We start from the raw sequence: 22706 nt of genomic DNA on the forward strand, positions 1-22706 counted from the left end.
GTGCAGCGGCGGCCGCAGCCCGATCCGGCGCTGCGTGCCGTGCTCGCGCTTGATCGCCCGGCGCTCCTTGGACGGCACGTCCCACGCCTCGGGGTGGTTGGCCAGCCAGTGCTTGCGCCGCACCGCGAACGGGATGTGCCCCAGGTAGAGAACCAGCGCCACGGCCAGCGCGATCATCGGGTAGGTGATCACCGCGGCGGCGAGCAGACCCACACCCACAAGCATCGGCGCCACCGCGCGTGGCGAGACCTTGACCGACTTGACCGACAGCGTCGGGATGCGGCTGATCAGCAGCACCGCGATCGCCACGGTCCACAGCGCGATGAACGGCTTGGACTGCCACCACACGTCCCGCGCGCCGTACTCGATGGTCAGCATCATCGGCAGCAGCGCGAGCAGGCCGCCCGCGGGCGCCGGGACGCCGACGAAGAACTCCTTGGCGTACGGCGGCTGCTCGGTGTCGTCGAGCAGCGTGTTGAACCGGGCCAGCCGCAGGATCATGCACACCGCGAAGATCAGGGCGATGCCCCAGCCCATGCGGTCGTTCGGGAACTTCCAGACGTAGATCACCAGCGCGGGCGCGACGCCGAACGAGATGGCGTCGGCCAGCGAGTCCAGCTCCGCGCCCATCTTGCTGGTCGCGTCGAGCAGGCGGGCGATGCGGCCGTCGAGGCTGTCCAGGATCGCCGCGACGCCGATGGCCGCGATCACCGCGGCCCACTGGTGGCGCATGGCGAAGTGCACGGCCGAGAGCCCGGCGCACATCGCCAGGACGGTTATCGCGTTGGGCAGCAGGCGCACTCCGGGAGACGCAGGCGCCATAGGTCAGCGCTCCGCGGCGGGCAGCTCGGCCAGCACGGTCTCGCCGCCGATGGTCCGCTGACCGGCCTCGACGAGCACCCGGCTGCCCGTGGGCACGTAGAGGTCCACGCGGGAACCGAAGCGGATGAGGCCGTACGTGGTGCCCGCGTTGACCTTGTCGCCGTCGGCGACCTGGCAGATGATCCGCCGCGCGACCAGGCCGGCGATCTGCACGACGGCCAGGTCGTGCCCGTCGACGGTGTGGATGTGCAGGCTGTTGCGCTCGTTGACCTCGCTCGCGGCGTCCAGGTCGGCGGAGAGGAACTCACCGTCCTTGTGGATCGCCCGTACAACCTGGCCGGTCGCGGGGGAGCGCTGGACGTGCACGTCGAACACCGAGAGGAATACGCTGATCCGCAGCATCGGGTCGTCGCCCAGCTCCAGCTCGGCGGGCGGCACAGCCTCGATGACGTGGGAAACGGTGCCGTCGGCGGGTGCCACCGCGATCCCCGGCCGCTGCGGCGTGACCCGCTTGGGCTCCCGGAAGAACCACGTCAGCCACGCCGTGAACACCGCGCTGAGCACCCCGACCCGACGCGACCGGCGCCGGATCAGCAGCGTCGCCGCGAGCGCGCCGAACACGAACGGGCGACCGCCCGGATGAACCGGCGGGATGATGCTTTTGGTCAGCTCGATCGCGTGCTTGAACGCATCGGACGACGGGGGCTGCGACGGGGCGGACATCAGGTGGCTGGTTCCTCGCGACTCGGCCGGATTTGCCCACACGCTACGCCAACCGGCACATCGACCGAGATCTGACACCGGCGTCGAACACGGGACACCCGGTCAGCCCATGCGCCCCCCGACGGCGCATGCGCCGACCGGATGCCCCGTTGCGGAGCGGCTTCATTCTACGCCCCCGCCCCCACGGCCACCAACCTGGTTGTGAGCGGGCGGTCACGTACGGTCGCGATCTTACCGGCCGCCGTCGCGGCGCCTTCGCTCAGTCCAGCAAGATCAGGGTGACCTCGTCGCCCGCCCGGACCTGCTCGACGCCCATGGGGATCTCGATCAGGCAGTTCGACGCGGCGAAAGCCGACAACAGGTGCGACCCCGGACCGCCGACCGGGACGACCTCGACCACCCCGTCGTCGTGGCGGCCACGCCGGTACTGGGTCTTCGTGCCGGGCGAGGTCATCTCCAGCACCGCCCGCGCCTTGGCGCGGGGGCGGTCTACGACCCGGTGTCCTAGCGCGCCTAGCAGCGCGGGTCGCACGAACAGTTCGAAGGACAGCGCCGCGCTCACCGGGTTGCCCGGCAGGGTCAGCACCGGCAGGCCGAGGAAAATCCCGAAGCCCTGTGGCCCGCCCGGCTGCATCGCGACCCGGACGAACTCGACGCCGTGGCCGGTCATGGCGTCCTTGACCACCTCGTACGCGCCTGCGCTCACGCCGCCGGAGGTGATCAGCAGGTCGGCGCCGGGCGCGTGCTCGGCGACGACCGCGCGGAACTTGTCGACGTCGTCGGGGACGAAGCGCAGGACGGTCGCGGTGCCGCCGATCTCGCGAACGGCGGCGGCGATGAGGACGCTGTTCGACTCATAGATATGGCCAGGGGGCAGCGGCTCGCCCGCCGCCACCAGCTCCGACCCCGTCGAGAGCACGATGACGCGGGGCGGCCTGCGGACCGGCAGGGTGCCGAGCCCGACCGCCGCGGCCAGACCCAGCTGCGGCGGCCCGAGGACGGTGCCCGCGTGCAGGACCGTCACGCCTTCCACCACGTCCTCGCCGGTGCGGCGCAGGTGCTTGCCCGCGGGGACCGATGCGGTGATGTGCACGGTCTCGGTTCCGGCGTCGGTCAGTTCGACCTGCACGACCGCGTCCGCGCCCGGGGGCAGCGGTGCGCCGGTCATGATCCGATGGGCCGTGCCTGGCTCCAGTGGCTGGACGTCGGTGCGGCCTGCCGGGATGTCGTCGGCGACCGGCAGCGTGACCGGCGCTCGCGCGATGTCCGCGGCACGCACGGCGTAGCCGTCCATGGCGGAGTTGTCGAACGGGGGCAGCGACACCCGGGCCACCACGTCCTCGGCCAGGACCAGACCCAGGCAGTCGGCGAGCGGGAGGGCCACGACGGGCAGCGGCGGCAGGAGCGCGGCGACTGTGTCGCGGTACTCCTCGGCCGTGTAGGTGCGTTTCGCCACGCGCCCATCCTTCCCTAAACCGCCGTGCCAGACTGCCGGGACTGGAGCGGGCCGCGTCGGGGCGTGCCGCACTGGGTGGAAGAGGGGAACGGTGCAGGTCAGGACACGGCATACGCCGGCGTTTGGGGTGGCACGGTTGATGTTGGCGCCCGGCGAGGCGGTCCAGGCCGACTACTCGTCGCTGCTGGCCACCAGTTTCGGTGTGCTGGTCGATCAGCGTCGTGGGGGCGGCCGGTCCAAGGGCAGACCCACTGTGTTCACCGCCCCCGCGGAAGGCGGCTGGGTCGACGTCGCCCCCGGTCTGCCCGGTGAGGTCTACGCGCTCGACCTCGACGGCACCGCGGGCTGGTGCGTCGCCCGCGGCGTCGGGCTCGCCGTGGCCAGCACCCTGCGGATCGACCCGAGCTGGCCCAACTTCCACGCGCTCTTCGGCGCCGAGCACGGGTTCCTCGAACACGTCAGCGGTGTCGGGACCATCGTCCTGGCCGTCTGCGGCGCCCTCGACGTGGTGACCCTGGAGCCCGGCGAGGCGATCACGGTCGACCCCGCGAGCGTGCTCGCCTACAGCGACGGCACCCAGTGCAGGCTGCGCGCGGTCAGCCAGTCCGGCCCGCAGTCGGTGCGCACCGGCGAGGGCCTGATGCTCGACTTCGCCGGTCCGGGCAGGCTCCTGACCCAAACCAGGACTCCCCGCGCGATGGCGGGCTGGCTCGCCCGCTGAATCGATCTCACGGAACCGGACGTGGGCGTCGCGACGCCCACGTTAGGCTCCTCGCGTGTCGGAGGACCTCACAGGACGTCGCCTAGGGCATTACCGCATCGACGGAGTGCTGGGTAAGGGCGGAATGAGCGTGATGTATCGCGCCACCGACGTCAGACTCGGGCGCAAGGTCGCGCTCAAGGTCATCGCCGAACACCTCACCGAGGACCCCGAGTTCCGTGAGCGGTTCGTCGACGAGGCCCGCAACACCTCGGCCATCGACCACTCCAACGTCGTCCCGCTCTACGACTTCGGTGAGGTCGACGGGCTGCTCTACATCGCCATGCGGCTCGTCGAGGGCGCCGACATGGCGAGTCTGGTCAAGGACGGGCCGATGGCCCCGCAGCGGGCGATCAGCCTGCTCAGCCAGGTCGCCGAGGCGCTGGACAACCTGCACGAGCGTGGCTTGGTGCATCTCGACGTCAAGCCGGCCAACGTGCTGGTCACGTCGCGCGAGTCGGCCACCGAGCACGTCTATGTCGCCGACTTCGGCCTGACCCGGCGCGGCGCCACCGGCCACCGCACCCGTGGCGGCGACTTCCTCGGCTCGCCGACTTACGCCGCGCCCGAGCACCTGCGCGGCGAGCCGGTCGACGGCCGCACCGACGCGTACTCGCTGGCGTGCGTCCTGTTCGCCTGCCTCACCGGCCGCCCGCCGTTCCAGGGGCAGGTGTCGGAGGTCATCCAGGGCCACCTCAACCGCGAGGCCCCCAGGCTGACCGATTACGCCCCCGGTCTGCCGCCCGCGATCGACGACGTCGTGCGGCGCGGCATGTCCAAGCAGCCCGGCCAGCGCTATGCGAGCTGCCGCGAGCTGATCGCCGCCGCCCGCCAGGCGCTGTCCGCGCCCGCCCGGCCCGCTCCCCAGCAACAGCAGCGTCCCGCGCCGCAACAGCAGCAGACGTTCCAGCAGCAGTTCCCGACCCCGCCGCGGCAGGCGCAGCAGGCCTCCCACGCCGAGCCGGTGCGGCTGCGCCCGCCGGTCCCGGCCGGGGCCGCGGCCTTCGGCAAGGAGCGCGGTGGCAACCGCTGGGTCGCTCCGGTGCTGGTCGGGCTGGTCGCGATCGGTCTGATCATCGGCGCGATCGTGGTCCTCTCACCGAAGGAGTCCGGCCCCGGTGGCGGCGGCGGGACGTCCACGACCGGTCCCTCGATCCCGGTCGGACCAGGCGAGTCCGGCGGGTCGTCGGGCAGCTCGAAGCCCACGACACGCAAGACGCTGCCGTCCATCTCGCTTGTGGCGCCGCCCTCCAACTGAGGGTCGTTTCTTGCACTCGGGGGCAGAGAGTGCTAAAACCGAGTTAGCACTCGGCCTCTCCGAGTGCCAAAGGTCGGGACGGTGAGGCCGGCGTTATCGCCGGGCGTCCGTCGCGGGCACCGAGCCTGGCCACGCTTCGTGTTTCCACCCAACGGAGGACCACACCGCAATGGCCAAGTTGATCGCGTTTGACGAGGACGCGCGTCGCGGTCTCGAGCGCGGACTGAACATCCTCGCCGACGCCGTCAAGGTGACGCTCGGCCCCAGGGGTCGCAACGTCGTGCTCGAGAAGAAGTGGGGCGCGCCGACCATCACCAATGATGGCGTCTCCATCGCCAAGGAAATCGAGCTCGAAGACCCCTGGGAGAAGATCGGGGCCGAGCTCGTCAAGGAAGTTGCCAAGAAGACCGACGACGTCGCGGGTGACGGCACCACCACCGCCACCGTGCTGGCCCAGGCCCTGGTTCGCGAAGGCCTGCGCAACGTCGCTGCCGGTGCGGACCCGCTGTCCCTGAAGAGGGGCATCGAGCAGGCCGTCGAGGCTGTCATCGAGCAGCTGCACAAGAACGCCAAGGAGGTCGAGACCAAGGAACAGATCGCGGCGACCGCGTCTATTTCCGCGGGCGACACCACCATCGGCGAGCTGATCGCCGAGGCGCTCGACAAGGTCGGCAAGGAAGGCGTCATCACCGTCGAGGAGAGCAACGCGCTCGGCATGGAGCTTGAGCTCACCGAGGGTATGCGCTTCGACAAGGGCTACATCTCCGGTTACTTCGTGACCGACCCCGAGCGTCAGGAAGCGGTCCTCGAGGACCCGTACATCCTGCTGTTCGGCGGCAAGATCTCCTCGGTCAAGGACCTGCTCCCGCTGCTGGAGAAGGTCATGCAGGGCGGCAAGCCGCTGCTGATCATCTCCGAGGACGTCGAGGGCGAGGCCCTGGCCACGCTGGTCGTCAACAAGATCCGCGGCACCTTCAAGTCCGTCGCCGTCAAGGCGCCGGGCTTCGGCGACCGCCGCAAGGCGATCCTGCAGGACATCGCGATCCTGACCGGCGGCCAGGTCATCTCCGAGGACGTGGGCCTCAAGCTGGAGAACGCCGACATCTCGCTGCTGGGCAAGGCCCGCAAGGTCGTCGTCACCAAGGACGAGACCACCGTCGTCGAGGGTGCGGGTGACGCCGAGCAGATCCAGGGCCGCGTCAACCAGATCCGCGCCGAGATCGAGAAGTCGGACTCGGACTACGACCGCGAGAAGCTCCAGGAGCGTCTGGCCAAGCTCGCGGGCGGTGTCGCGGTCATCAAGGCCGGTGCCGCCACCGAGGTCGAGCTCAAGGAGCGCAAGCACCGCATCGAAGACGCGGTCCGCAACGCCAAGGCCGCCGTGGAAGAGGGCATCGTCCCCGGTGGTGGCGTCGCGCTGCTGCAGGCGGCCGAGGCTGCTTTCGCCGGCCTGAAGCTCGAGGGCGACGAGGCCACTGGCGCCAACATCGTCCGCGTGGCCGTCGAGGCGCCGCTCAAGCAGATCGCGATCAACGCCGGTCTCGAGGGTGGCGTCGTGGTGGAGAAGGTCAAGGGCCTCCCGCAGGGCCACGGCCTCAACGCCGCGACCGGTGTCTACGAGGACCTGCTCGCCGCCGGCGTGCCGGACCCGACCAAGGTCACCCGCTCGGCGCTGCAGAACGCCGCGTCGATCGCCGCGCTGTTCCTCACGACCGAGTGCGTCGTGGCGGACAAGCCGGAGAAGGCCGGAGCCGGCCCGCAGGGCGACCCGACCGGTGGCATGGACTTCTGAGTCCACCCGCTTGACCACGAAGGCCCGATCCGCACCGGATCGGGCCTTCGTGCTGTTCAGTCGAGATCGCGACGATCGGTTGCCGTGTGGGACACTGACCTGGTGTCAGCTCTGGAGGTGAGGGCAGTGTCCGCGGCAATTGACCACGGGATGATGGCCCCTACACCGTTGAGGACTGGTTGGCGATGGATCCGCTCTTCATTGTGAAGCAAGCACTCCGCGCCGCTGAACGATCTGACCTGTTTGTCGCTGCTGCGGTCAATGTGCGTATCTCCACGGCTTGGCGGACGGCATTGATCCCGGATGTCGTGGTCCTGACGAGGAAGCCAGTTGGCGTTAGCTTCGGCGCGGAAGAGTTGGTGCTCGCCGTCGAGATCTGGTCACCCGCAAACCGACGAGCGGAGCGGGACACTGAAATGGCGGCAGGCGTGCCATTCCTGTGGGCCATCGACCAGGGTGACGAACTGCGTGGTTGGGCGCTGGTCGCCTACCGGCTGGCAGAGGGCCGCTACGTCGAGGAGAACGTCGTCCAGGCGTACAAGCCGGCCACGATCACAGCGTCGCCGGTTCCCGTCAAGTTGGATCTGAGCGAGCTCGACTACTGATCTTGTGATTTTGACCGCAGCTTGGCCACCCGGGCCAGGCGGGCGTGCCAGCGGGTCTCGGTCTCGTCGGTGGCGTGCGGCATGGCGTCGGGGGTCGGCGGGCTGGTGGGGACGGTCAGGTAGCCGCCGACCGGGCGCAGCGGGTGTGTGGTGACATCGGCGGTGAGCAGGGACAGGGTGGCCAGGCCACACGCGTAGTCCAGTTCCGGCAGGGCGGCCGCCAACGCGATGCCCGCGGCTAGGCCGACGCTGGTCTCCAAGGCCGACGAGACCACGCACGGCAGGCCGCACGCCTCCGCGACCGCGAGCGCGCGCCGGACGCCGCCGAGTGGGGCGACCTTGAGCACGGCGATGTCCGCGGCCCCCGCCACCGCGACCCGCAGCGGGTCCTCGGCGCGGCGGATGGACTCGTCGGCGGCGATGCGGACGTCGACTCGCCTGCGGACCGCAGCCAGGTCATCGATCGTCTTCGACGGCTGTTCGACGTACTCCAAGCCGCCTGCCGCCTTGTTCAGCTCACGGATCGCATTGACCGCCGTGTCGACGTCCCATGCGCCATTGGCGTCGACCCGGATCAGGCCGCTCGGGCCCAGGGCGTCGCGGACCGCGGCGAGGCGGTCGCAGTCGTCGGACAGCGACGAGCCGGGGTCGGCGACCTTGACCTTGGCGGTCCCACACCCTGAGGTGGAGACGATCTCGGCGGCGCGTTCGGGGGAGACGACCGGGACCGTGCAGTTCACCGGGACGCGGTCGCGGACCGGTGCGGGCCAGCCGAGGTCGGCGGCCTCCCGGGCGCTGTCGAGCCACGGCGCGGACTCGGCGTCGTCGTAGTCCCAGAACGGGCAGAACTCTCCCCACCCGGCGGGGCCGCGCAGCAGCATCCCCTCGCGGACCGTGATGCCGCGGAACCTCGTCCGCATGGGAATCGCGTACACGCGCGCGTCGTCAGCCACCGGATCATCCTGGCACGCGCTAGCTTGCCTTCATGGCAACCAAGTCGCCCGCCGTGGAGCTTGAAGTCGGTCATCGGACCGTGCGGATCAGCAACCCCGACCGGGTGTACTTCCCGGCCAGGGGTGAGACGAAGCTCGACCTGGTCAACTACTACCTGTCCGTCGGCGACGGCATCGTCCGCGCCCTGCGGGAGCGGCCGTGCATGCTGCACCGCTTCCCCGAGGGCGTCGCGGGGGAGAAGGTCCACCAGAAGCGGGTCCCCCATGGCGCGCCGCCGTGGCTGGACACCGTGCGGGTGGAGTTCCCGCGCTACAACCGGCACGCGTACGAGCTGTGCGTCACCGAGTTGGCGCAGGTCATCTGGGCCGTGCAGATGTCCACCGTCGAGTTCCACCCGTGGAACTCCCGCCGCGCCGACACGGAGAAGCCCGACGAGTGGCGGATCGACCTCGACCCGGGGCCCGCGTGCGACTACGCCACGGTCCGCCGTGTCGCCCACGTCGCCCACGAGGTCCTCGACGACCTGGGCGCGGTCGGGTGGCCGAAGACGTCCGGCGGCAAGGGCGTGCACATCTACGTGCGGATCGAGCCGAACTGGGGTTTCCAGGATGTCCGCCGGGCGGCGCTGGCGTTCGCCCACGAGGTCGAACGGCGCGCCCCGGACGATGTGACAACAGCGTGGTGGCGCAAGGACCGCGACCCCGCCCAACTGTTCGTCGACTACAACCAGAACGCCCGCGACCACACCATCGCCTCGGCCTACTCGGTGCGCGGCGTGCCGGAGGGCAGGGTGTCGGCGCCGATCGCCTGGAATGAGATCGACGACGCCGAGCCGGGTGACTTCACTATCGCCACCATGCCCGCCCGGTTCGCCGAACTGGGCGACCTGCACGAGGGCATCGACGATGCCGTCTTCGCCATAGACGAACTGCTGCAGTGGGCCGACCGCGACGGTGTCGACCCGGGGGAGCCTGATGACTGAGTACCTGTTCCCGGGGCCGGCGCTGTTGCGGTGACCTGCACGGTAAGGGGGTGAATTGGGGCTCGTAGGGTGGTGCCTATGCGGAGTTTGGGTTTGGTCGAGCAGTGGCCGGTCGACAACGTGGCTGTGGCGGTCATCGCGGCGGATGGGCGGGTGCTGGGGGCCCACGGGGATCAGGACAGGGTCTATCGGCTGGCGTCTGTCACCAAACCGCTCACTGCCTACGGTGTCCTTGTCGCCATTGAGGAAGGGGCCGTCGAGTGGGATCAGCCTGCCGGGCCTGGAGGGTCGACGGTCCGCCACCTGATCGCCCACACCTCCGGTCTCGCCTTCGACTCGCCCACCGTTCAAGCGCCTCCCGGGCAGCGGCGGATCTACTCCAACGCCGGGTTTGAGGTGTTGGCCGAATTCATCCACGAAGCCACCGGGATTCCCTTCGCCGAGTACCTCGCCGAAGGTGTGTTCGCTCCCCTTGGCATGACCGCGTCCGCGCTCACCGGGTCGGCGGGGGCTGGGGCGGAGTCCTCCTGCGGTGATCTCGTGCGGTTCGCCGCCGAACTGCAGGCGCCCACCCTGGTGTCCAAGGAGACCATGGCCGAAGCCTCGACAGTCGCGTATCCCGGGCTTGACGGCGTGCTTCCCGGGTATGGCAACAAGAAGCCGAACGACTGGGGGCTGGGGTTCGAGATCCGGGACGGCAAGAGTCCACATTGGACCGGCACGCACAGCTCGCCGCGCACGTTCGGCCACTTTGGACAGTCCGGGACGTTCCTCTGGGTCGATCCCGAAGCCCAGGCGGCCTGTGTCGCGTTGGCCGACCGGGACTTCGGGCCGTGGGCGATCGAGGCGTGGACGCCCTTCACCGACGCCGTGCTAGCTGATCTCCGGGATGGGCGGGCCTAGCAGATCGTCCGCGTCGCAGATTCGGTACGCGTAGCCCTGTTCCGCGAGGAAACGCTGCCGGTGGGCCGCGTACTCGGTGTCGAGGGTGTCCCGGGCGACCACCGAGTAGAAATGGGCCTGTCGGCCGTCTCCCTTGGGGCGCAACAGTCTTCCGAGACGCTGGGCTTCCTCCTGGCGGGAGCCGAAGGTGCCCGACACCTGGACCGCCACCGAGGCCTCGGGCAGGTCGATCGAGAAGTTGGCGACCTTCGACACCACCAGCGTGGGCAGCTCGCCCCTGCGGAAAGCGTCGAACAGGGCTTCGCGTTCCTTGTTCTTCGTCGAACCCTGGATGATCGGGGCGTCGAGTGCCTCGCCCAATTCCTCCAGCTGGTCGAGGTAAGCGCCGATCACGAGCGCCGGTTCGCCGGGGTGTCGGTCCAAAATGGACTGAACGACGGGCAGCTTGGTCCGCGCGGTCGAGCACAGCTTGTAGCGGGTGTCGGCCTCGGCCGTGGCGTATTCGAGTCGCTCGTTCTCGGTGAGCGTCACCCGGACCTCGGTGCACTCCGCGGGCGCGATCCAGCCCTGCTCCTCGATGTCGCGCCACGGCACGTCGTAGCGCTTCGGGCCGATGAGGGAGAACACGTCACCCTCGCGGCCGTCCTCGCGGACCAGGGTCGCCGTCAGGCCCAGGCGACGCCGCGACTGCAGGTCGGCGGTCATCCGGAACACCGGCGCGGGCAATAGGTGGACCTCGTCGTAGACCACCAGACCCCAGTCGCGGGAGTCGAAGAGCTCCAGGTGGCGATACTCACCGCGGGTCTTGCGGGTGACGACCTGGTACGTCGCGATGGTGACCGGGCGGATCTCCTTGCGCTCGCCGGAGTACTCGCCGATCTCCTCCTCGGTCAGCGACGTGCGGGCGAGCAGCTCCCGCTTCCACTGCCTGCCGGACACGGTGTTGGTCACCAGGATCAGCGTCGTGGCCTGCGCCTGCGCCATCGCGGCCGCTCCGACCAGCGTCTTGCCCGCCCCACACGGCAGCACGACGACACCGGAACCGCCCGCCCAGAACGAGTCGACCGCCATCCGCTGGTAGTCGCGCAGCTCCCAGCCGTCCTGCACCAGCGAGATCGCGTGCGCCTCACCGTCGACGTAGCCCGCGTGGTCCTCGGCGGGCCAGCCGACCTTGAGCAGCAGCTGCTTGAGCCTGCCGCGCTCGCTCGGGTGCACGACCACGGTGTCCTGATCGATGCGCGCCCCCAGCATCGGGGAGATCTTCTTGTTGCGCAGCACCTCTTCGAGGACAGCTCGGTCGATCGACGTCATCACCAGCCCGTGCACGGGGCTGTTCTGCAGCGTCAGCCGCCCGAACCGGCCCATCGTGTCGACGATGTCGATCAGCAGCGGCTGCGGCACCGGGTACCGCGAGTACGTCTCCAGCGCGTCGACGACCTGTTCGGCGTCGTGACCGGCGGCGCGGGCGTTCCACAGGGCCAGCGGGGTGACCCGGTAGGTGTGGATGTGCTCGGGCGCGCGCTCCAGTTCGGCGAACGGCGCGATGGCCATCCGGGCGTCCTTCGAGCTGGGATGGTCGATCTCCAGCAGCAGCGTTTTGTCGGACTGCACGATCAGGGGGCCGTCGGTCACCCCATCAGTGTCGCAAACTCCGACCTCAAGGCCACAGTTCGGTAACCGGCCCTGCCCTCGGCGGGTACTGGGCGGCTACCGTCCACGCTGCCCATCCACCGGTCCCCAGCAGAGGCGAACATGAGCAACCCCGTTGACCAGGAGCAGACCCAAGCCGAGCCCAAGCGGCGCAAGAGCCTGCCGATCTGGGTCATCGCCCTGGTCGCCGCGCTGGTGCTCGCCGGTGTGGGCTTCGGCGCCTACCAGGTTTTCTTCGCCAAGGACACCGCGGCGCCGGGCGAGTGCGCCTCGGTGAGCGGCACCGACGACACCGCGAAGCTGACGATCGTCGACTGCGGCGAGAAGTCCGCCACGTTCAAGGTCGCGGTCAAGAAGGACAAGACCGAGACGAGCTGCCCCGAGGGCGCTTACCGCGAGCTGCGCGACGAGAAGAACCTGATCTGCCTGATGCCGAACTTCATCGCGGGCAACTGCTACGAGTCCGACGACGCCAACCAGGCGTTCAAGATCGGCGCCTGCGAGAGCCCCGAGGCGATCAAGATCACCCAGGTCATCAACGACACCACCGACCCCTCCGGCTGCCCCAACGGCAACGGCCTCGGCTACCCCGAGCCCAAGACGGTGTTCTGCATCGAGACACCCGGCATTTCCTGACTGTCCAGATCGGACGGCCCCCCTGGCCATGCCGGGGTGGCCGTTGTCGTATCGGTGTCGGACCGGACCGCTATCCTCGCGCCGCTGGTGCTTCTGGCCGGCGTGTTCGCAGTTATGAGGAGACCGGCACGCTCGGCCCCGGCTTCTCGCTGTGCCTGATGCTCAACGCCAAGCAGGGCGAGTGCTTCACCGACCTCGAGGAGGCCGACCAGGCGAAGAAGGTCGCCTGCACCGACCCCGCCGTGAAATTCGAGGTGCTCGAGATCGTCGACGGTGGAACCCAGCCCGAGGACTGCGCGTCCTCTGAAGTGGACGACGGGTTCATCTACACCGAACCGAAGCTGGTGATCTGCGGCAAGTCACGGAAGTGACCTACCGGACGACTTGAAGGTGAAGGCAGGCGAACGCACCGGCCTTTCCCGCATTTCGCCGCACGGTGTCCGACCCCCGCGTTAGATTGGCCCGCCGCTGGTTCGCCGCCGGCAGGCCGGTCGACCCCCGCTGTTCGAACTCCACGAGGTGCACGATGTCCAACCCGCAGCAGCCGGGCCCGTACGGATCGCCCCAGGGCGGACCGCAGCCGCCGTACAACCAGGGGCCGCCGACGCCTCCGGGGGGCCACCAGCCGCCTCCGCCGTATGGCCGGCAGCCGGGCCAGCAGCCGCCACCGCCCTACGGCCAGCAGCCGGGCCAGCAGCCGCCCCCGTTCGGCCAGCAGCCCCAGCAGCCCCAGCAGCCGCAGCAGCCCTATGGCCAGCAGCCGCCGCCGTTCGGGCAGGAGCCGGTGCAGCCCGGATTCGTGCCGCCGCCGTCGGGCCCGAGCAAGGGCAAGACCATCAAGCTGGTGGTCATCCTGGTCGCGATCGTGGCGGTCGGCGTCGTCGGGTTCTTCGCGTTCAACAAGTCGGCCGCGTCCGCCGAGGTCGGCGACTGCATCAAGGTCAAGAACGACAGCGCGACCAACGCCGATGTCGAGAAGATCGACTGCACCAAGCCCGAAGGGGTGTTCAAGGTCGCCAAGAAGCTCGACAGCGCGTCGGCGAGCTGCCCGAGCGACGGCGACTACATGAAGTACGAGCAGAGTGGCCGCCGCGGCGGTGGCGGGTTCTCGCTGTGCCTGATGCTCAACGCCAAGCAGGGCGAGTGCTTCACCGACCTCGATCAGGCCGACCAGGCCAAGAAGGTCACCTGCAGCGACCCGAACGTCCGGTTCGAGGTGCTCGAGGTCATCGAGGGCAAGAACGACCCGTCCGCCTGCACCGCCGAGGGTGTCGACGCCGGGTTCCTCTACAGCGAGCCCAAGGTCTCCATCTGCGGCAAGAAGCGCGACTGACCAAGCCAGAACGAGAAATGCCCCCGGCCGTCGGCCGGGGGCATTTCTCCGTTCAGCGGGTGTGTCGTTCAGTGGGCGGTCTCGGTCGCGGGCGCCGACTGCAGCAGCCCCGCCACCTTCGCCCGGAGCTCGACGAACTCGTCCGACGAGCGGGTGGTGATCTGGTCGCGCTCGGCGCCCAGGCCGACGTCGAGCGCGGCGACCACCCTGGCGGGCGACTTCGACAGGACCAGCACCCGGTCGCCCAGGTAGACGCTCTCATCGATGTCGTGGGTGACCAGCAACACGGTGGTGTCCTGCTCGCGGCGCACCCGCAGCAGCAGGTCCTCCAACTCGAAGCGGGTCTGCGCGTCGACCGAGGCGAACGGCTCGTCCATCAGCAGCAACGCGGGCCGGTAGGCCAGGGCGCGGGCGATGGCGACCCGCTGCTGCATGCCGCCGGAGAGCTGCCACGGGTACTTGCGGCCCGCGTTCTCCAAGCCGACGGCGGCCAGCGCCTCGCCCGCCCGGGCGGTGCGCTCGGCCTTGGTCAGCTCCCGCAGCGGGAACTCCACGTTGCGCTGGACCGACAGCCACGGGAACAGTGACCGGCTGTAGTCCTGGAACACCACGGCCAGGTCGGCGGGCACGCCGTCGACCGGGGTTCCGTGCAGCGAGACCGTGCCGCGCGTGGGCCGGATCAGCCCGGAGATCGACCGCAGCAGAGTCGACTTGCCGCAGCCCGACGGGCCGACAACACAGACGAGTTCACCCTCCTCGACGGTGAACGACAGGCCGTCGATGGCGTCGTGGGCGCCGTCTTTCGCCTGGTAGGTGTGGCCGAGGTCGGCCACATCGAGCATTGTCCGCACCACGGTCATCCTCCGGTCGCCTGCGCCTGGGTCTCGAACGAGTGCTTCGGCTGCCAGGCCAGCGCACGGCGTTCGAAGATCAGCAGCAGCGTGTTGAACAGGTACCCCAGCACGCCGAGCAGGACGATCCACGACCACATCTCGGGCAGGTCGTAGTCGCGCTGGGTGCGCACGAGCTGGTTGCCGATGCCGTTGGCGGACCCGATGAGCTCGCCGATGACCATCAGGATCAGCGAGATCGACAGGCTCAGCCGCAGCCCGGCGAAGATCTTCGGCGCCGCCGTCGGCAGCACGACACCCAGGATCCACTGGGGCTTCGACAGCCGGAACGCCCGCGCGGTCTCGACCTTCGTCGCGTCCACGCCCCGGGCGCCGTCGACGGTGTTGAGCAGCACCGGCCAGATCGCGCCGAAAATGATCGTCGGCAGCTGCATGCTGGTCACGCCGACGGTGGCGATGAAGAACGGCACCAGCAGCGGCGGCGGGATCGACCGCATGAAGTTGAACAGCGGACCCAGGTAGGCCATCGCCGTGCGCGAGCGGCCGAGCAGCAGGCCCAGCGCGATGCCGATCACGCCCGCCAGCGCCCAGCCGGTGAGCATCCGGCCGACGCCGGGCACGATGTGCTCACCGAACGCGGGGGAGAACCACACCTCCGCGGCCGTGCGGGCGATCCGCGACGGCGGTGGGAAGAAGGTGTCGGCGGCCGCGCGGGTGGCCAGTTCCCACACCGCGACCGCGATGGCGAACACGACCCAGCGCTGGGCGAACGTCCCGAAGCGCCTCATGCGTCAGCACCCCTCGGCGCGTTCCAGGAGAACAGCTTGGTGTGCAGCCGTTCCAGGCCCGCGTTGGCCGCGTAGCCGACCAGGCCCGCCAGGACGGTGCCCGCGAGCACCTGGTCCATGTGCGCGCCGCCGCTGTTGGCCTCCATGATGAACTGCCCCAAGCCCTTGGTGCCGCCCGCGAACAGCTCCGTCGAGACCACCACGGCCAGCGCGATGGCGAACGAGAGCCGCACGCCGGTCAGCACGAACGGCGCCGCGCTGGGCAGCGCGATCCGGGTCAGCACAGCCACCCGCCCGGTGCCGAACGCGCGCGCCGTCTCCACGTGCAGCGGGTCGAGTTCGTCGAGCGCGTACATGGTGTTGAACAGGATCGGCCACAGCGCGCCGTAGACGGCGAGCGCGATCTTGGTGTCCGGGCCGGTGCCGGTGATCAGCAGCGCCAACGGGATCAGCGCGACCGACGGGATCGGCCGGAGGAATTCGACCACCGTCATGCACGCCCGGCGCACCAGCGGGATGCTGCCGAGCAGCAGCCCGCTGGGGACGGCGATCAGGATGGCGATCCCGAGCGCGATGACCGTGGCCAGCACGGTGGCCAACAGCGCCCGGAGAAAAGTCTCGTCGCCGAGCAGGCCCACCATGGTCGGCAGGACCTCGCTCGGCGGACGCAGGTAGAGCCCCGGAACCAGACCGGTCTGGCTGGCCACTTCCCAGATGGCGAAGAGGCCTGCCAGACCGATCAAGCTTGCGGGAACCCGTCGAGTTCCACTCACAGTGTTCGGCTTCCGGTGACGGAAGCCCACCCCCTACCGCTACTTGCCCGCAGAACCGTTCGGGATCATCGTCTTGACGTCGAGATGACCCTTGATCACACCGAACTCTTCCATCAGGTTCGCCACGCGCTGGATCCGGTTGGCCTCAAGCGAGGTCGAGTACGTGGAGATGGTGACCAGCTGGGCGGTCGCCTGGTCGATCTTGGCGTACTTGACGAACATCGGCTCCATCTTGGAGCGGTCGGTCGCCTCGGCGTGCGCCTTGGCCAGCGCGCGCTGGAACGCGGCGATGGTGTTGGGGCTGGTGGTGGCGAACTTGCCCTGGCCGCCGATCGCGACGTAACCCGACATCGGGATCTCCGCGGTCGGGCCGGAGGCGCCGTCGAACACCGGGATGGCGCCGATCTTCTTCATGGCGTTGGTGACCCACGGCTCGACCATGACCGCGGCGTCGACGTCGCCCTTCTGCAGGGCGCCCATCATCTCCGGCAGCGGCATCTCGACCCACTTGACCTGGTTGTAGTCCACACCCTGGTTCTTGAGGACGGACATCGGCGCCAGGTCGGTGAAGCTGTTGCGGCCGGTGATCGCGATCCGCTTGCCGGGCGCGTCGGACGGCTTCTTGAAGGTGGAGTCCTTCAGTGTCACCACGACGAGGTGGCCGGGCTTCGCCGAGAGGGCGTCGGCCACGATCTTGAACTCGGCGATCTTCTTGCTCTGCGCGAGCAGCGGCGCCGGGTAGGACGCGAACGCGATGTCGACGTCACCGTTGATGACGCCGTTGATGCTGGCCGGCCCGGAGGCCATGACCTGGGGCTCGACCTCGAGGCCCTGCTCCTTGAAGTACCCCTGCTCGATGGCGCGGTAGAACGGCGCGACGTCGACGACGGGCAGCACCCCGACCTTGATCTTGGCCTTCTCCACTCCGCCCGGCCCCTGCTGGGCGCCGTCGGTTCCGTCCTCGCCGCCGAGCAGCGAGCAGCCGCTGGCCAGCAGGGCCACCGCGAGTGCGGCGATCGGCAGACGGGCACGGGAGAACCGTCTGGTGGTCACGCTTCGGAGCATTGGTGCCTCTCCTCATAGGAGGTCGGTTTTGTCGAGGTTGTTACCCCCCTCGGACATCAAGGGGCACTCTAAGGTCCGTTGGGACCGAGTCACAATGAGTGCGCGCCAGATGTCTCGGGGTGAACTCTCTCACTGAATCGGGTGGAGCCGTTGACCCAAGTGGGCGAATTGCTCCAGAGCTCTGACCAGGGCCTAACGCTGTGTAATAGCCCACTCGGGGTGTGCCCCCTAGTGCTGCCATCTGGGTGATCAAAAGGCAGGAATAGTCCATAGTTTCATCACCCATGAGGACTGTTGCTACTGCTAAGTACCTGATAAAGGCTGTGATGATGCCCTGGAAGGGTTACATCGCCGCTGAGACTTCGCTACCTTCTGTGTCCAACAGGTGAGGCGCACGCTCGTCCGAGCGGCGCGGAGAGCAGGCGCGCATGGTCGTCGGTAACGCCGGGCCGTTCAGGTCCGACATCTTGCGGCAAGCGTCACTGCTTCGGGCTACCGCGATGCGCCGCGTCCTTAACTGGGGTAGTTGTCCGTTCGAGCTAGCCGAGTAACGGGCTACTGGCTCAGATGCAAGGAGTGTGCAGGCAGTGCCCGATCACACCGCTGGGGCCGATCTAGGCCCTGGGAAATTCGGTGGCGTCGTGTCCGACCGGGATGCGGCGCGATCCGCCGCGCCCAAGACGCCCGGCCGCAAGACGGTCGAGGGCGGTTCCCGCTGGCGGCTGCGCAACTGGCGCCTGCGGACCAAGCTCGTCGCGGTCCTCATGGTCCCGGTCCTCACCGCCATCGCCCTCGGCGTGCTCCGCGCCGACAACGAACTGCAGCGCGCCGCCGACTTCGACGAGGCCGCGGCCGACATCAGCTCCACCCTCGACGTCGTCGCCCTGGTCCACGAGTTGCAGAACGAACGTAACCTGGTCGTCGCCTATGTCGCGGGTAAGCGCGTGGGTGATGTCGGCAACATCCAGGCGCAGTTCCAGAAGACCAACGCCACCCTCTCCCGGCTCGCGCAGGCCGCGAAGACCGTCGAGGCGGAGCGCGAGGACGCCCGGCTGCTGATGCCGCTGGCCAACCGCCTCTCCGCCGTCGAGTCGGTCCGCGGCGCCGCGATGAGCAGCGAGTACCCCGACGTCGGCGTCTACGGCGCCTACACCTCCCTGCTGGAGGCCGTGCTGGCCGCGGGCTCGGAGTTCACCGCGTCGCTCGGCGACCCGGAGATCAACCGTCTCGCCAGCGCCGCGCTCAGCGTCGTGGAGAGCAAGGAGTTCCTGGGCAGGCAGAACTCGATCCTGATGATCGCCGCCATCCGGGACAACTTCCCCTCAGGCATGCTCGAACAGGCCCGCGGCGCCGAGGCCAGCTACGCCGCCTCCGTCGCCAACTTCCGCGCCAACGCCGAGCCGGTCGAGTCGCAGTTCTACTCCGACACCTTCTCCGGCGCCGAGGTCGACCACCGCGAGTCCACCAAGCAGCTCGCTTTCCACCACGCCTCGCGCGACCTGCCCCTGGGCATCTCGATCGACTCGCTGCGCGAGGACGCCAGGGCCACCGCCGAGGCGCTGCGCAAGGTCGAGATCTCGCTGCTGGAGAAGCTGCGGTCAACGGCCATCGTCGCCGCCGACACGGCCAAGGCCGACGCCTGGCGCGACGCCGCGATCGTCCTCGCCGCCGTGCTGCTCGCCCTGATCGTCACCCTGATCGTCGCCCGCTCGCTGCTGGTCCCGCTGCGCGTGCTGCGCCGCGACGCCCTGGACGTGGCGAACCGGCGACTGCCCGAGACGGTGCAGCGAATCCTCGCCGACCCGGACCCGGTCGAGGCCGCGAAGAACGCGGTCGAACCTGTCCCGGTGTTCACCCGCGAGGAAACCGGCCAGCTCGCCCGCTCCTTCGACGCCGTGCACGACCAGGCGGTCCGGATGGCGACCGAGCAGGCGCTGCTGCGCGACAACATCAACTCGATCTTCGTCAACCTGTCGCGGCGCAGCCAGACGCTGGTCGAGCGCCAGCTGTCGCTGATCGACCGGCTCGAGCAGGACGAGCAGGACCCCGACCAGCTCGCCAGCCTCTTCGAACTCGACCACCTCGCGACCCGCATGCGGCGTAACTCCGAAAGTCTCCTGGTGCTCTCCGGCTCCGGCCTGAGCCGCCAGCTCAGCCGCCCGGTGCCCGCCGCGGAGGTCGTCGGCGCCGCGGTGTCCGAGGTCGAGCAGTACGCCCGCATCGAGGTGCTGTCCGCCCCGGACATCGCCGTGCAGGGCCGCGCGGTCTCCGACCTCGTCCACCTGATCGCCGAGCTGCTGGACAACGCGACCTCGTTCTCCGAGCCGGAGAAGAAGGTCTACGTCCGGATGGCGGTGACCAGGAAGAAGGAACTCGCCATCCAGATCACCGACTCCGGTGTCGGTATGAACGAGGACGAGATCGAGAACGCCAACACCCGCCTCGCCGACCCGCCCGACCTCGACGTCGCGGTGACCAGGCGAATGGGTCTGTACGTGGTCGCCCGGCTGGCCAAGCGGCACGACATCATCGTCCGCCTGCGCGACAACGAGGACATCGAGGGCGGCCTGATCGCCCGGATCACCGTCCCCGCGGGCCTGGTCCACGGCTCCGGCGCCCCCGCGCAGACGAACAACATCATCTCGCCGATCGCCCTGCCGCCCGCCATCGGCGACACGGCGGCCAAGGCCAGCGGCATCGCGGGTGCCTTCACCGGCAGCATGCCGCGACTGCGCTCCGACGGTGGCGTGGTGGCCGAGTCCCCGGTGGAGCGCTCCGCCGAGCAGGTCACCGGCTACCCGCCGTTCCAGCCGAGCTTCGGCGCGGAGAAGATCGACGACACCGGCGGCTGGGGTCCCCCCGCCTCCCCGGAGGAGATCAACTCCGCGCTCAACGGCCACATCTACGACGACACGGGCGCGGGCCTGTTCGGCACCCCGATGCCGGAGCAGCCCTACGACGACGACGCCAACGGCTACGTCTACGAGCCGCCGCCCCGGCCCGCCGAGCAGACCCACGGCGGCGACGCCCCCACGGAGCGGCTGCCGATCTACGAGGCCGTCCTGTCGCAGTGGTTCGAAGCGGGCGACACCGGCTCCACACCGGCGGCCAACGGCAACCCGCCCGCGAACGGCACGATCAACGGCGCACTCACCCCGGCCGAGCCCGAGGCTGCCCACCGCGCCGAGCCCACGGCCGAGGCCGTCGAGGCGCCCGCCGCGGCGGGCGAACCCGAGCCCGCACCGGAGCCCGAACCGGCCCCCGTCGTCGATCCCTGGGTTTCCCCTGGTGACGACGGTTGGCAGCGGGCCCGTGCACTGCTCGACCACAGTGCTGACACCATGACTACCGCAGGACTGCCCAAGCGGGTCCCCAAAGCCCACTTGGTCCCCGGTTCGGCAGCGCCAAGGGAGGAGACCACCGGCGAACAGCCGGCGGTGCCTCCACTGCCTCCCCGTACGGCGGACGCGATCCGCGGCCGCATGTCGAGCTTCCAACAAGGGGTTCGGCGGGGCCGACACGCCCTTGTCGACGCTTACCCTGGTGACCAGACCGGTTCAGACGAGAGCCGCCAAGACGAGGAGCAGGAGTGACGACCGCGTCAGTACAGCAGCCCGGCAGCTTCGGGTGGCTCATCACCGATTTCGTTCGCCAGGTCCCCGGCGTCGCGCACGCCGTGGTGGTCTCCGCCGACGGACTGCTGTTGGCCGGATCGCAGGGCTTGCCCCGCGACCGTGCCGAACAGCTCTCCGCGGTGGCGTCCGGCCTGGTGAGTCTCACCGCCGGTGCCGCGAGGTGCTTCGAAGCGGGCGGGGTCAACCAGACCGTGGTCGAGATGGACCGCGGCTACCTGTTCCTGATGTCGATCTCGGACGGCTCGTGCCTCGCGGTGCTCGCCGCCCCGAACTGCGACATCGGACTGGTCGCCTACGAGATGACCCTCCTGGTCGAGCGAGTCGGCCAGCAGATGACGCCCGAGCTGCGCGCGCAGCTTCAGGGCTCGCAGCGCAGGTAGTCGAGACGGCGGGGTGACAGCGCGATGAGTACGGGGCGCCGGGCGACCGGCAGGCGTACCGAGGACGACTTCTCCTACCGGGACCTGTTCGGCTCGGACTCCCGCTTCGGCGAATCCGACCTCGATGAACCCCTGGATGAGCCCGAGCGGAGGCTGACGGAGATGTCGGAACGCGGCTGGGAGGACCTGCCCGAACATGGCATCGGCGACCCGCCGAACCGGTTCGACATCGATGGGTTCCGGGCGAGGCTCTTCGGTGGGCCGAGCGCGGCGCTCTACGGTGACTCGGGCATCCCGGCGCAGTCCGACTGGGACAGCAAGGAGATCCCGGCGGTCCCGACGTTCGACCCGGAGCCGGAGCACGACCCGCTGCAGGAAACCGGTTCACTGGTGCGCCCGTACACCAAGACCGGTGGACGGACGCGCTCCGACTACGACTTGGCGATCGAGGCCCTGGTCTCCACCAGCGACCGAGGTCGGGTCCCCGACGCGGCGGTGCGCCCGGAGCACAGATCCATCTGCGGGCTGTGCCTGGATACCCGTTCGGTCGCCGAGGTCGCCGCGCACCTGCGGCTCCCGCTCGGCGTCGCCCGGGTCCTGATCGGGGACATGGCGGGAATGGGCCTGGTCTCGATCCACCAGAGCGGCATGGTCGTGGGCGACCGGCCGTCGATCGAATTCATGGAAAGGGTGCTCAGTGGGCTCCGCAGGCTCTAGTCCTCTCAGCGCGCGCGGCGCGGCACCGCAGCCGACCACCTCGGCCAAGATCGTGGTCGCCGGTGGGTTCGGCGTGGGCAAGACGACCCTGGTCGGCTCGGTATCGGAGATCGTGCCGTTGACCACCGAGGCCGTCATGACCGAGGCCAGCGTGGACGTCGACGACCTGTCGTCGACGCCGAACAAGACGACCACCACGGTGGCGATGGACTTCGGTCGCGTCTCGCTCGACTCCGACCTGATCCTGTACCTGTTCGGTACACCGGGTCAGCACCGGTTCTGGTTCATGTGGGACGACCTGGTCCGCGGCGCCATCGGCGCCATCGTCCTGGTCGACACCCGGCGCCTGGCCGACGCGTTCGCGTCCATCGACTTCTTCGAGGACCGCGGGCTGCCGTACATCATCGCGCTGAACTGCTTCGACCGCGTTCTGCACCACCGCATCGACGATGTGCGCGACGCGCTCACCGTCGAGCCGTCGGTGCCGATCGTGACCACCGACGCGCGTGACCGCGACTCCACCAAGGAAGCTCTCATCACGCTCGTCCAGCACGCCATGCAGCAGCGGATGTCCCGCGCCGTATAACCCGCGAGTCCCCACCTCCCGACAGTGAGTTCTCACT

The 22706-nt window shown here is 69.3% G+C and carries 22 protein-coding genes; 13 read left to right on the plus strand and 9 right to left on the minus strand.

Going from position 1 to position 22706, the window contains the following annotated elements; genetic code table 11:
* From pssA to moeA, 3 genes are all read right to left on the minus strand, one after another.
* A partial coding sequence (gene pssA, locus ACRDSQ_RS10545) for a CDP-diacylglycerol--serine O-phosphatidyltransferase (protein WP_431420672.1) occupies window positions 1-822 on the minus strand: 822 nt, incomplete at its 3' end.
* A gap of 3 nt (window positions 823-825) precedes the next feature.
* Entirely contained in the window at window positions 826-1545 is a 720-nt protein-coding gene (locus ACRDSQ_RS10550) for a phosphatidylserine decarboxylase (RefSeq protein ID WP_431420673.1), read from the minus strand.
* A gap of 259 nt (window positions 1546-1804) precedes the next feature.
* Window positions 1805-3001 (minus strand): molybdopterin molybdotransferase MoeA, encoded by a 1197-nt coding sequence (gene moeA, locus ACRDSQ_RS10555; RefSeq protein ID WP_431420674.1) that lies wholly within the window; start codon window positions 2999-3001, stop codon window positions 1805-1807.
* Between the two features lie 91 nt (window positions 3002-3092).
* On the opposite strand from moeA, the gene ACRDSQ_RS10560 reads away from it, so the two are divergent.
* The 4 genes from ACRDSQ_RS10560 (at window position 3093) to ACRDSQ_RS10575 (ending at window position 7416) form a co-directional block, all read left to right on the plus strand.
* Window positions 3093-3722, plus strand: coding sequence for an AIM24 family protein (locus ACRDSQ_RS10560; protein WP_431420675.1), 630 nt, complete (start codon window positions 3093-3095; stop codon window positions 3720-3722).
* A 55-nt stretch (window positions 3723-3777) separates the two neighbouring features.
* A complete protein-coding gene (locus ACRDSQ_RS10565; protein ID WP_431420676.1) occupies window positions 3778-5019 on the plus strand; it encodes a serine/threonine-protein kinase in 1242 nt (413 codons plus the stop codon).
* Window positions 5020-5188: 169 nt separating this feature from the next.
* Window positions 5189-6811, plus strand: a complete 1623-nt coding sequence (gene groL, locus ACRDSQ_RS10570) for a chaperonin GroEL (RefSeq protein ID WP_431420677.1) — start codon at window positions 5189-5191, stop codon at window positions 6809-6811.
* A gap of 185 nt (window positions 6812-6996) precedes the next feature.
* On the plus strand, window positions 6997-7416 hold the full coding sequence (locus ACRDSQ_RS10575) for a Uma2 family endonuclease (RefSeq protein ID WP_431420678.1): 420 nt from the start codon (window positions 6997-6999) through the stop codon (window positions 7414-7416).
* Here ACRDSQ_RS10575 and ACRDSQ_RS10580 read toward each other — a convergent pair.
* Window positions 7410-8369: an o-succinylbenzoate synthase gene (locus ACRDSQ_RS10580; protein ID WP_431420679.1), complete on the minus strand. Its 960-nt coding sequence runs from the start codon at window positions 8367-8369 to the stop codon at window positions 7410-7412. The two genes, ACRDSQ_RS10575 and ACRDSQ_RS10580, sit on opposite strands and share 7 nt — an antisense overlap.
* 32 nt (window positions 8370-8401) lie before the next feature.
* On the opposite strand from ACRDSQ_RS10580, the gene ligD reads away from it, so the two are divergent.
* A complete protein-coding gene (ligD, locus tag ACRDSQ_RS10585) occupies window positions 8402-9352 on the plus strand; it encodes a non-homologous end-joining DNA ligase (protein WP_431420680.1) in 951 nt (316 codons plus the stop codon).
* 78 nt (window positions 9353-9430) lie between these two features.
* Entirely contained in the window at window positions 9431-10255 is an 825-nt protein-coding gene (locus ACRDSQ_RS10590; RefSeq protein ID WP_431420681.1) for a serine hydrolase domain-containing protein, read from the plus strand.
* Here the strand turns inward: ACRDSQ_RS10590 and ACRDSQ_RS10595 are convergent.
* Window positions 10226-11887: a DNA repair helicase XPB gene (locus ACRDSQ_RS10595; protein WP_431420682.1), complete on the minus strand. Its 1662-nt coding sequence runs from the start codon at window positions 11885-11887 to the stop codon at window positions 10226-10228. The two genes, ACRDSQ_RS10590 and ACRDSQ_RS10595, sit on opposite strands and share 30 nt — an antisense overlap.
* 120 nt (window positions 11888-12007) lie before the next feature.
* Here ACRDSQ_RS10595 and ACRDSQ_RS10600 point away from each other — a divergent pair, with 120 nt between their 5' ends.
* The 3 genes from ACRDSQ_RS10600 to ACRDSQ_RS10610 all read left to right on the plus strand — a co-directional run bounded on the left by ACRDSQ_RS10600 (window position 12008) and on the right by ACRDSQ_RS10610 (window position 13874).
* The gene (locus ACRDSQ_RS10600) at window positions 12008-12541 is read left to right on the plus strand and encodes an LppU/SCO3897 family protein (protein WP_431420683.1); all 534 of its coding nucleotides are present in this window, start codon (window positions 12008-12010) and stop codon (window positions 12539-12541) included.
* 158 nt (window positions 12542-12699) lie between these two features.
* Window positions 12700-12912 carry an LppU/SCO3897 family protein gene (locus ACRDSQ_RS10605; protein WP_431420684.1) on the plus strand — a complete coding sequence of 71 codons (213 nt, stop codon included), beginning with the start codon at window positions 12700-12702 and terminating at the stop codon, window positions 12910-12912.
* Between the two features lie 155 nt (window positions 12913-13067).
* Window positions 13068-13874, plus strand: coding sequence for an LppU/SCO3897 family protein (locus ACRDSQ_RS10610; RefSeq protein ID WP_431420685.1), 807 nt, complete (start codon window positions 13068-13070; stop codon window positions 13872-13874).
* Window positions 13875-13942: 68 nt separating this feature from the next.
* Here ACRDSQ_RS10610 and ACRDSQ_RS10615 read toward each other — a convergent pair whose 3' ends face one another.
* From ACRDSQ_RS10615 to ACRDSQ_RS10630, 4 genes are all read right to left on the minus strand, one after another.
* Window positions 13943-14725, minus strand: coding sequence for an ABC transporter ATP-binding protein (locus tag ACRDSQ_RS10615; protein WP_431420690.1), 783 nt, complete (start codon window positions 14723-14725; stop codon window positions 13943-13945).
* Window positions 14726-14730: 5 nt separating this feature from the next.
* Window positions 14731-15513 carry an ABC transporter permease gene (locus ACRDSQ_RS10620; protein WP_431420686.1) on the minus strand — a complete coding sequence of 261 codons (783 nt, stop codon included), beginning with the start codon at window positions 15511-15513 and terminating at the stop codon, window positions 14731-14733.
* Complete coding sequence (locus tag ACRDSQ_RS10625) at window positions 15510-16220, minus strand: ABC transporter permease (protein WP_431420687.1); 711 nt, start codon at window positions 16218-16220, stop codon at window positions 15510-15512. The genes ACRDSQ_RS10620 and ACRDSQ_RS10625 overlap by 4 nt, the downstream gene beginning before the upstream one ends.
* Window positions 16221-16325: 105 nt before the next feature.
* Window positions 16326-17339, minus strand: coding sequence for an ABC transporter substrate-binding protein (locus tag ACRDSQ_RS10630; RefSeq protein WP_431420688.1), 1014 nt, complete (start codon window positions 17337-17339; stop codon window positions 16326-16328).
* 653 nt (window positions 17340-17992) lie between these two features.
* On the opposite strand from ACRDSQ_RS10630, the gene ACRDSQ_RS10635 reads away from it, so the two are divergent.
* From ACRDSQ_RS10635 to ACRDSQ_RS10650, 4 genes are read left to right on the plus strand one after another with little or no spacing between them, the layout of a single operon-like run.
* Window positions 17993-20944, plus strand: a complete 2952-nt coding sequence (locus tag ACRDSQ_RS10635; RefSeq protein ID WP_431420689.1) for a nitrate- and nitrite sensing domain-containing protein — start codon at window positions 17993-17995, stop codon at window positions 20942-20944.
* Window positions 20941-21366, plus strand: a complete 426-nt coding sequence (locus ACRDSQ_RS10640) for a roadblock/LC7 domain-containing protein (RefSeq protein ID WP_026422971.1) — start codon at window positions 20941-20943, stop codon at window positions 21364-21366. The genes ACRDSQ_RS10635 and ACRDSQ_RS10640 overlap by 4 nt, the downstream gene beginning before the upstream one ends.
* Window positions 21367-21390: 24 nt before the next feature.
* Window positions 21391-22083 (plus strand): DUF742 domain-containing protein, encoded by a 693-nt coding sequence (locus tag ACRDSQ_RS10645; protein ID WP_091379339.1) that lies wholly within the window; start codon window positions 21391-21393, stop codon window positions 22081-22083.
* The gene (locus ACRDSQ_RS10650) at window positions 22064-22669 is read left to right on the plus strand and encodes a GTP-binding protein (RefSeq protein ID WP_091379336.1); all 606 of its coding nucleotides are present in this window, start codon (window positions 22064-22066) and stop codon (window positions 22667-22669) included. The genes ACRDSQ_RS10645 and ACRDSQ_RS10650 overlap by 20 nt, the downstream gene beginning before the upstream one ends.
* The last annotated feature ends 37 nt before the right edge of the window (window positions 22670-22706 follow it).

It is taken from the genome of Actinokineospora sp., assembly GCF_050699995.1.
GTDB lineage: Bacteria > Actinomycetota > Actinomycetes > Mycobacteriales > Pseudonocardiaceae > Actinokineospora.

Bases quoted from the DNA above. Each gene is read 5' to 3' on its own strand.
- ACRDSQ_RS10550 (WP_431420673.1), bottom strand. From the start codon at position 1,545: ATGTCCGCCCCGTCGCAGCCCCCGTCGTCCGATGCGTTCAAGCACGCG.
- groL (WP_431420677.1), top strand. From the start codon at position 5,189: ATGGCCAAGTTGATCGCGTTTGACGAGGACGCGCGTCGCGGTCTCGAG.
- ACRDSQ_RS10575 (WP_431420678.1), top strand. From the start codon at position 6,997: ATGGATCCGCTCTTCATTGTGAAGCAAGCACTCCGCGCCGCTGAACGA.
- ligD (WP_431420680.1), top strand. From the start codon at position 8,402: ATGGCAACCAAGTCGCCCGCCGTGGAGCTTGAAGTCGGTCATCGGACC.
- ACRDSQ_RS10590 (WP_431420681.1), top strand. From the start codon at position 9,431: ATGCGGAGTTTGGGTTTGGTCGAGCAGTGGCCGGTCGACAACGTGGCT.
- ACRDSQ_RS10600 (WP_431420683.1), top strand. From the start codon at position 12,008: ATGAGCAACCCCGTTGACCAGGAGCAGACCCAAGCCGAGCCCAAGCGG.
- ACRDSQ_RS10605 (WP_431420684.1), top strand. From the start codon at position 12,700: ATGCTCAACGCCAAGCAGGGCGAGTGCTTCACCGACCTCGAGGAGGCC.
- ACRDSQ_RS10610 (WP_431420685.1), top strand. From the start codon at position 13,068: ATGTCCAACCCGCAGCAGCCGGGCCCGTACGGATCGCCCCAGGGCGGA.
- ACRDSQ_RS10620 (WP_431420686.1), bottom strand. From the start codon at position 15,513: ATGAGGCGCTTCGGGACGTTCGCCCAGCGCTGGGTCGTGTTCGCCATC.
- ACRDSQ_RS10645 (WP_091379339.1), top strand. From the start codon at position 21,391: ATGAGTACGGGGCGCCGGGCGACCGGCAGGCGTACCGAGGACGACTTC.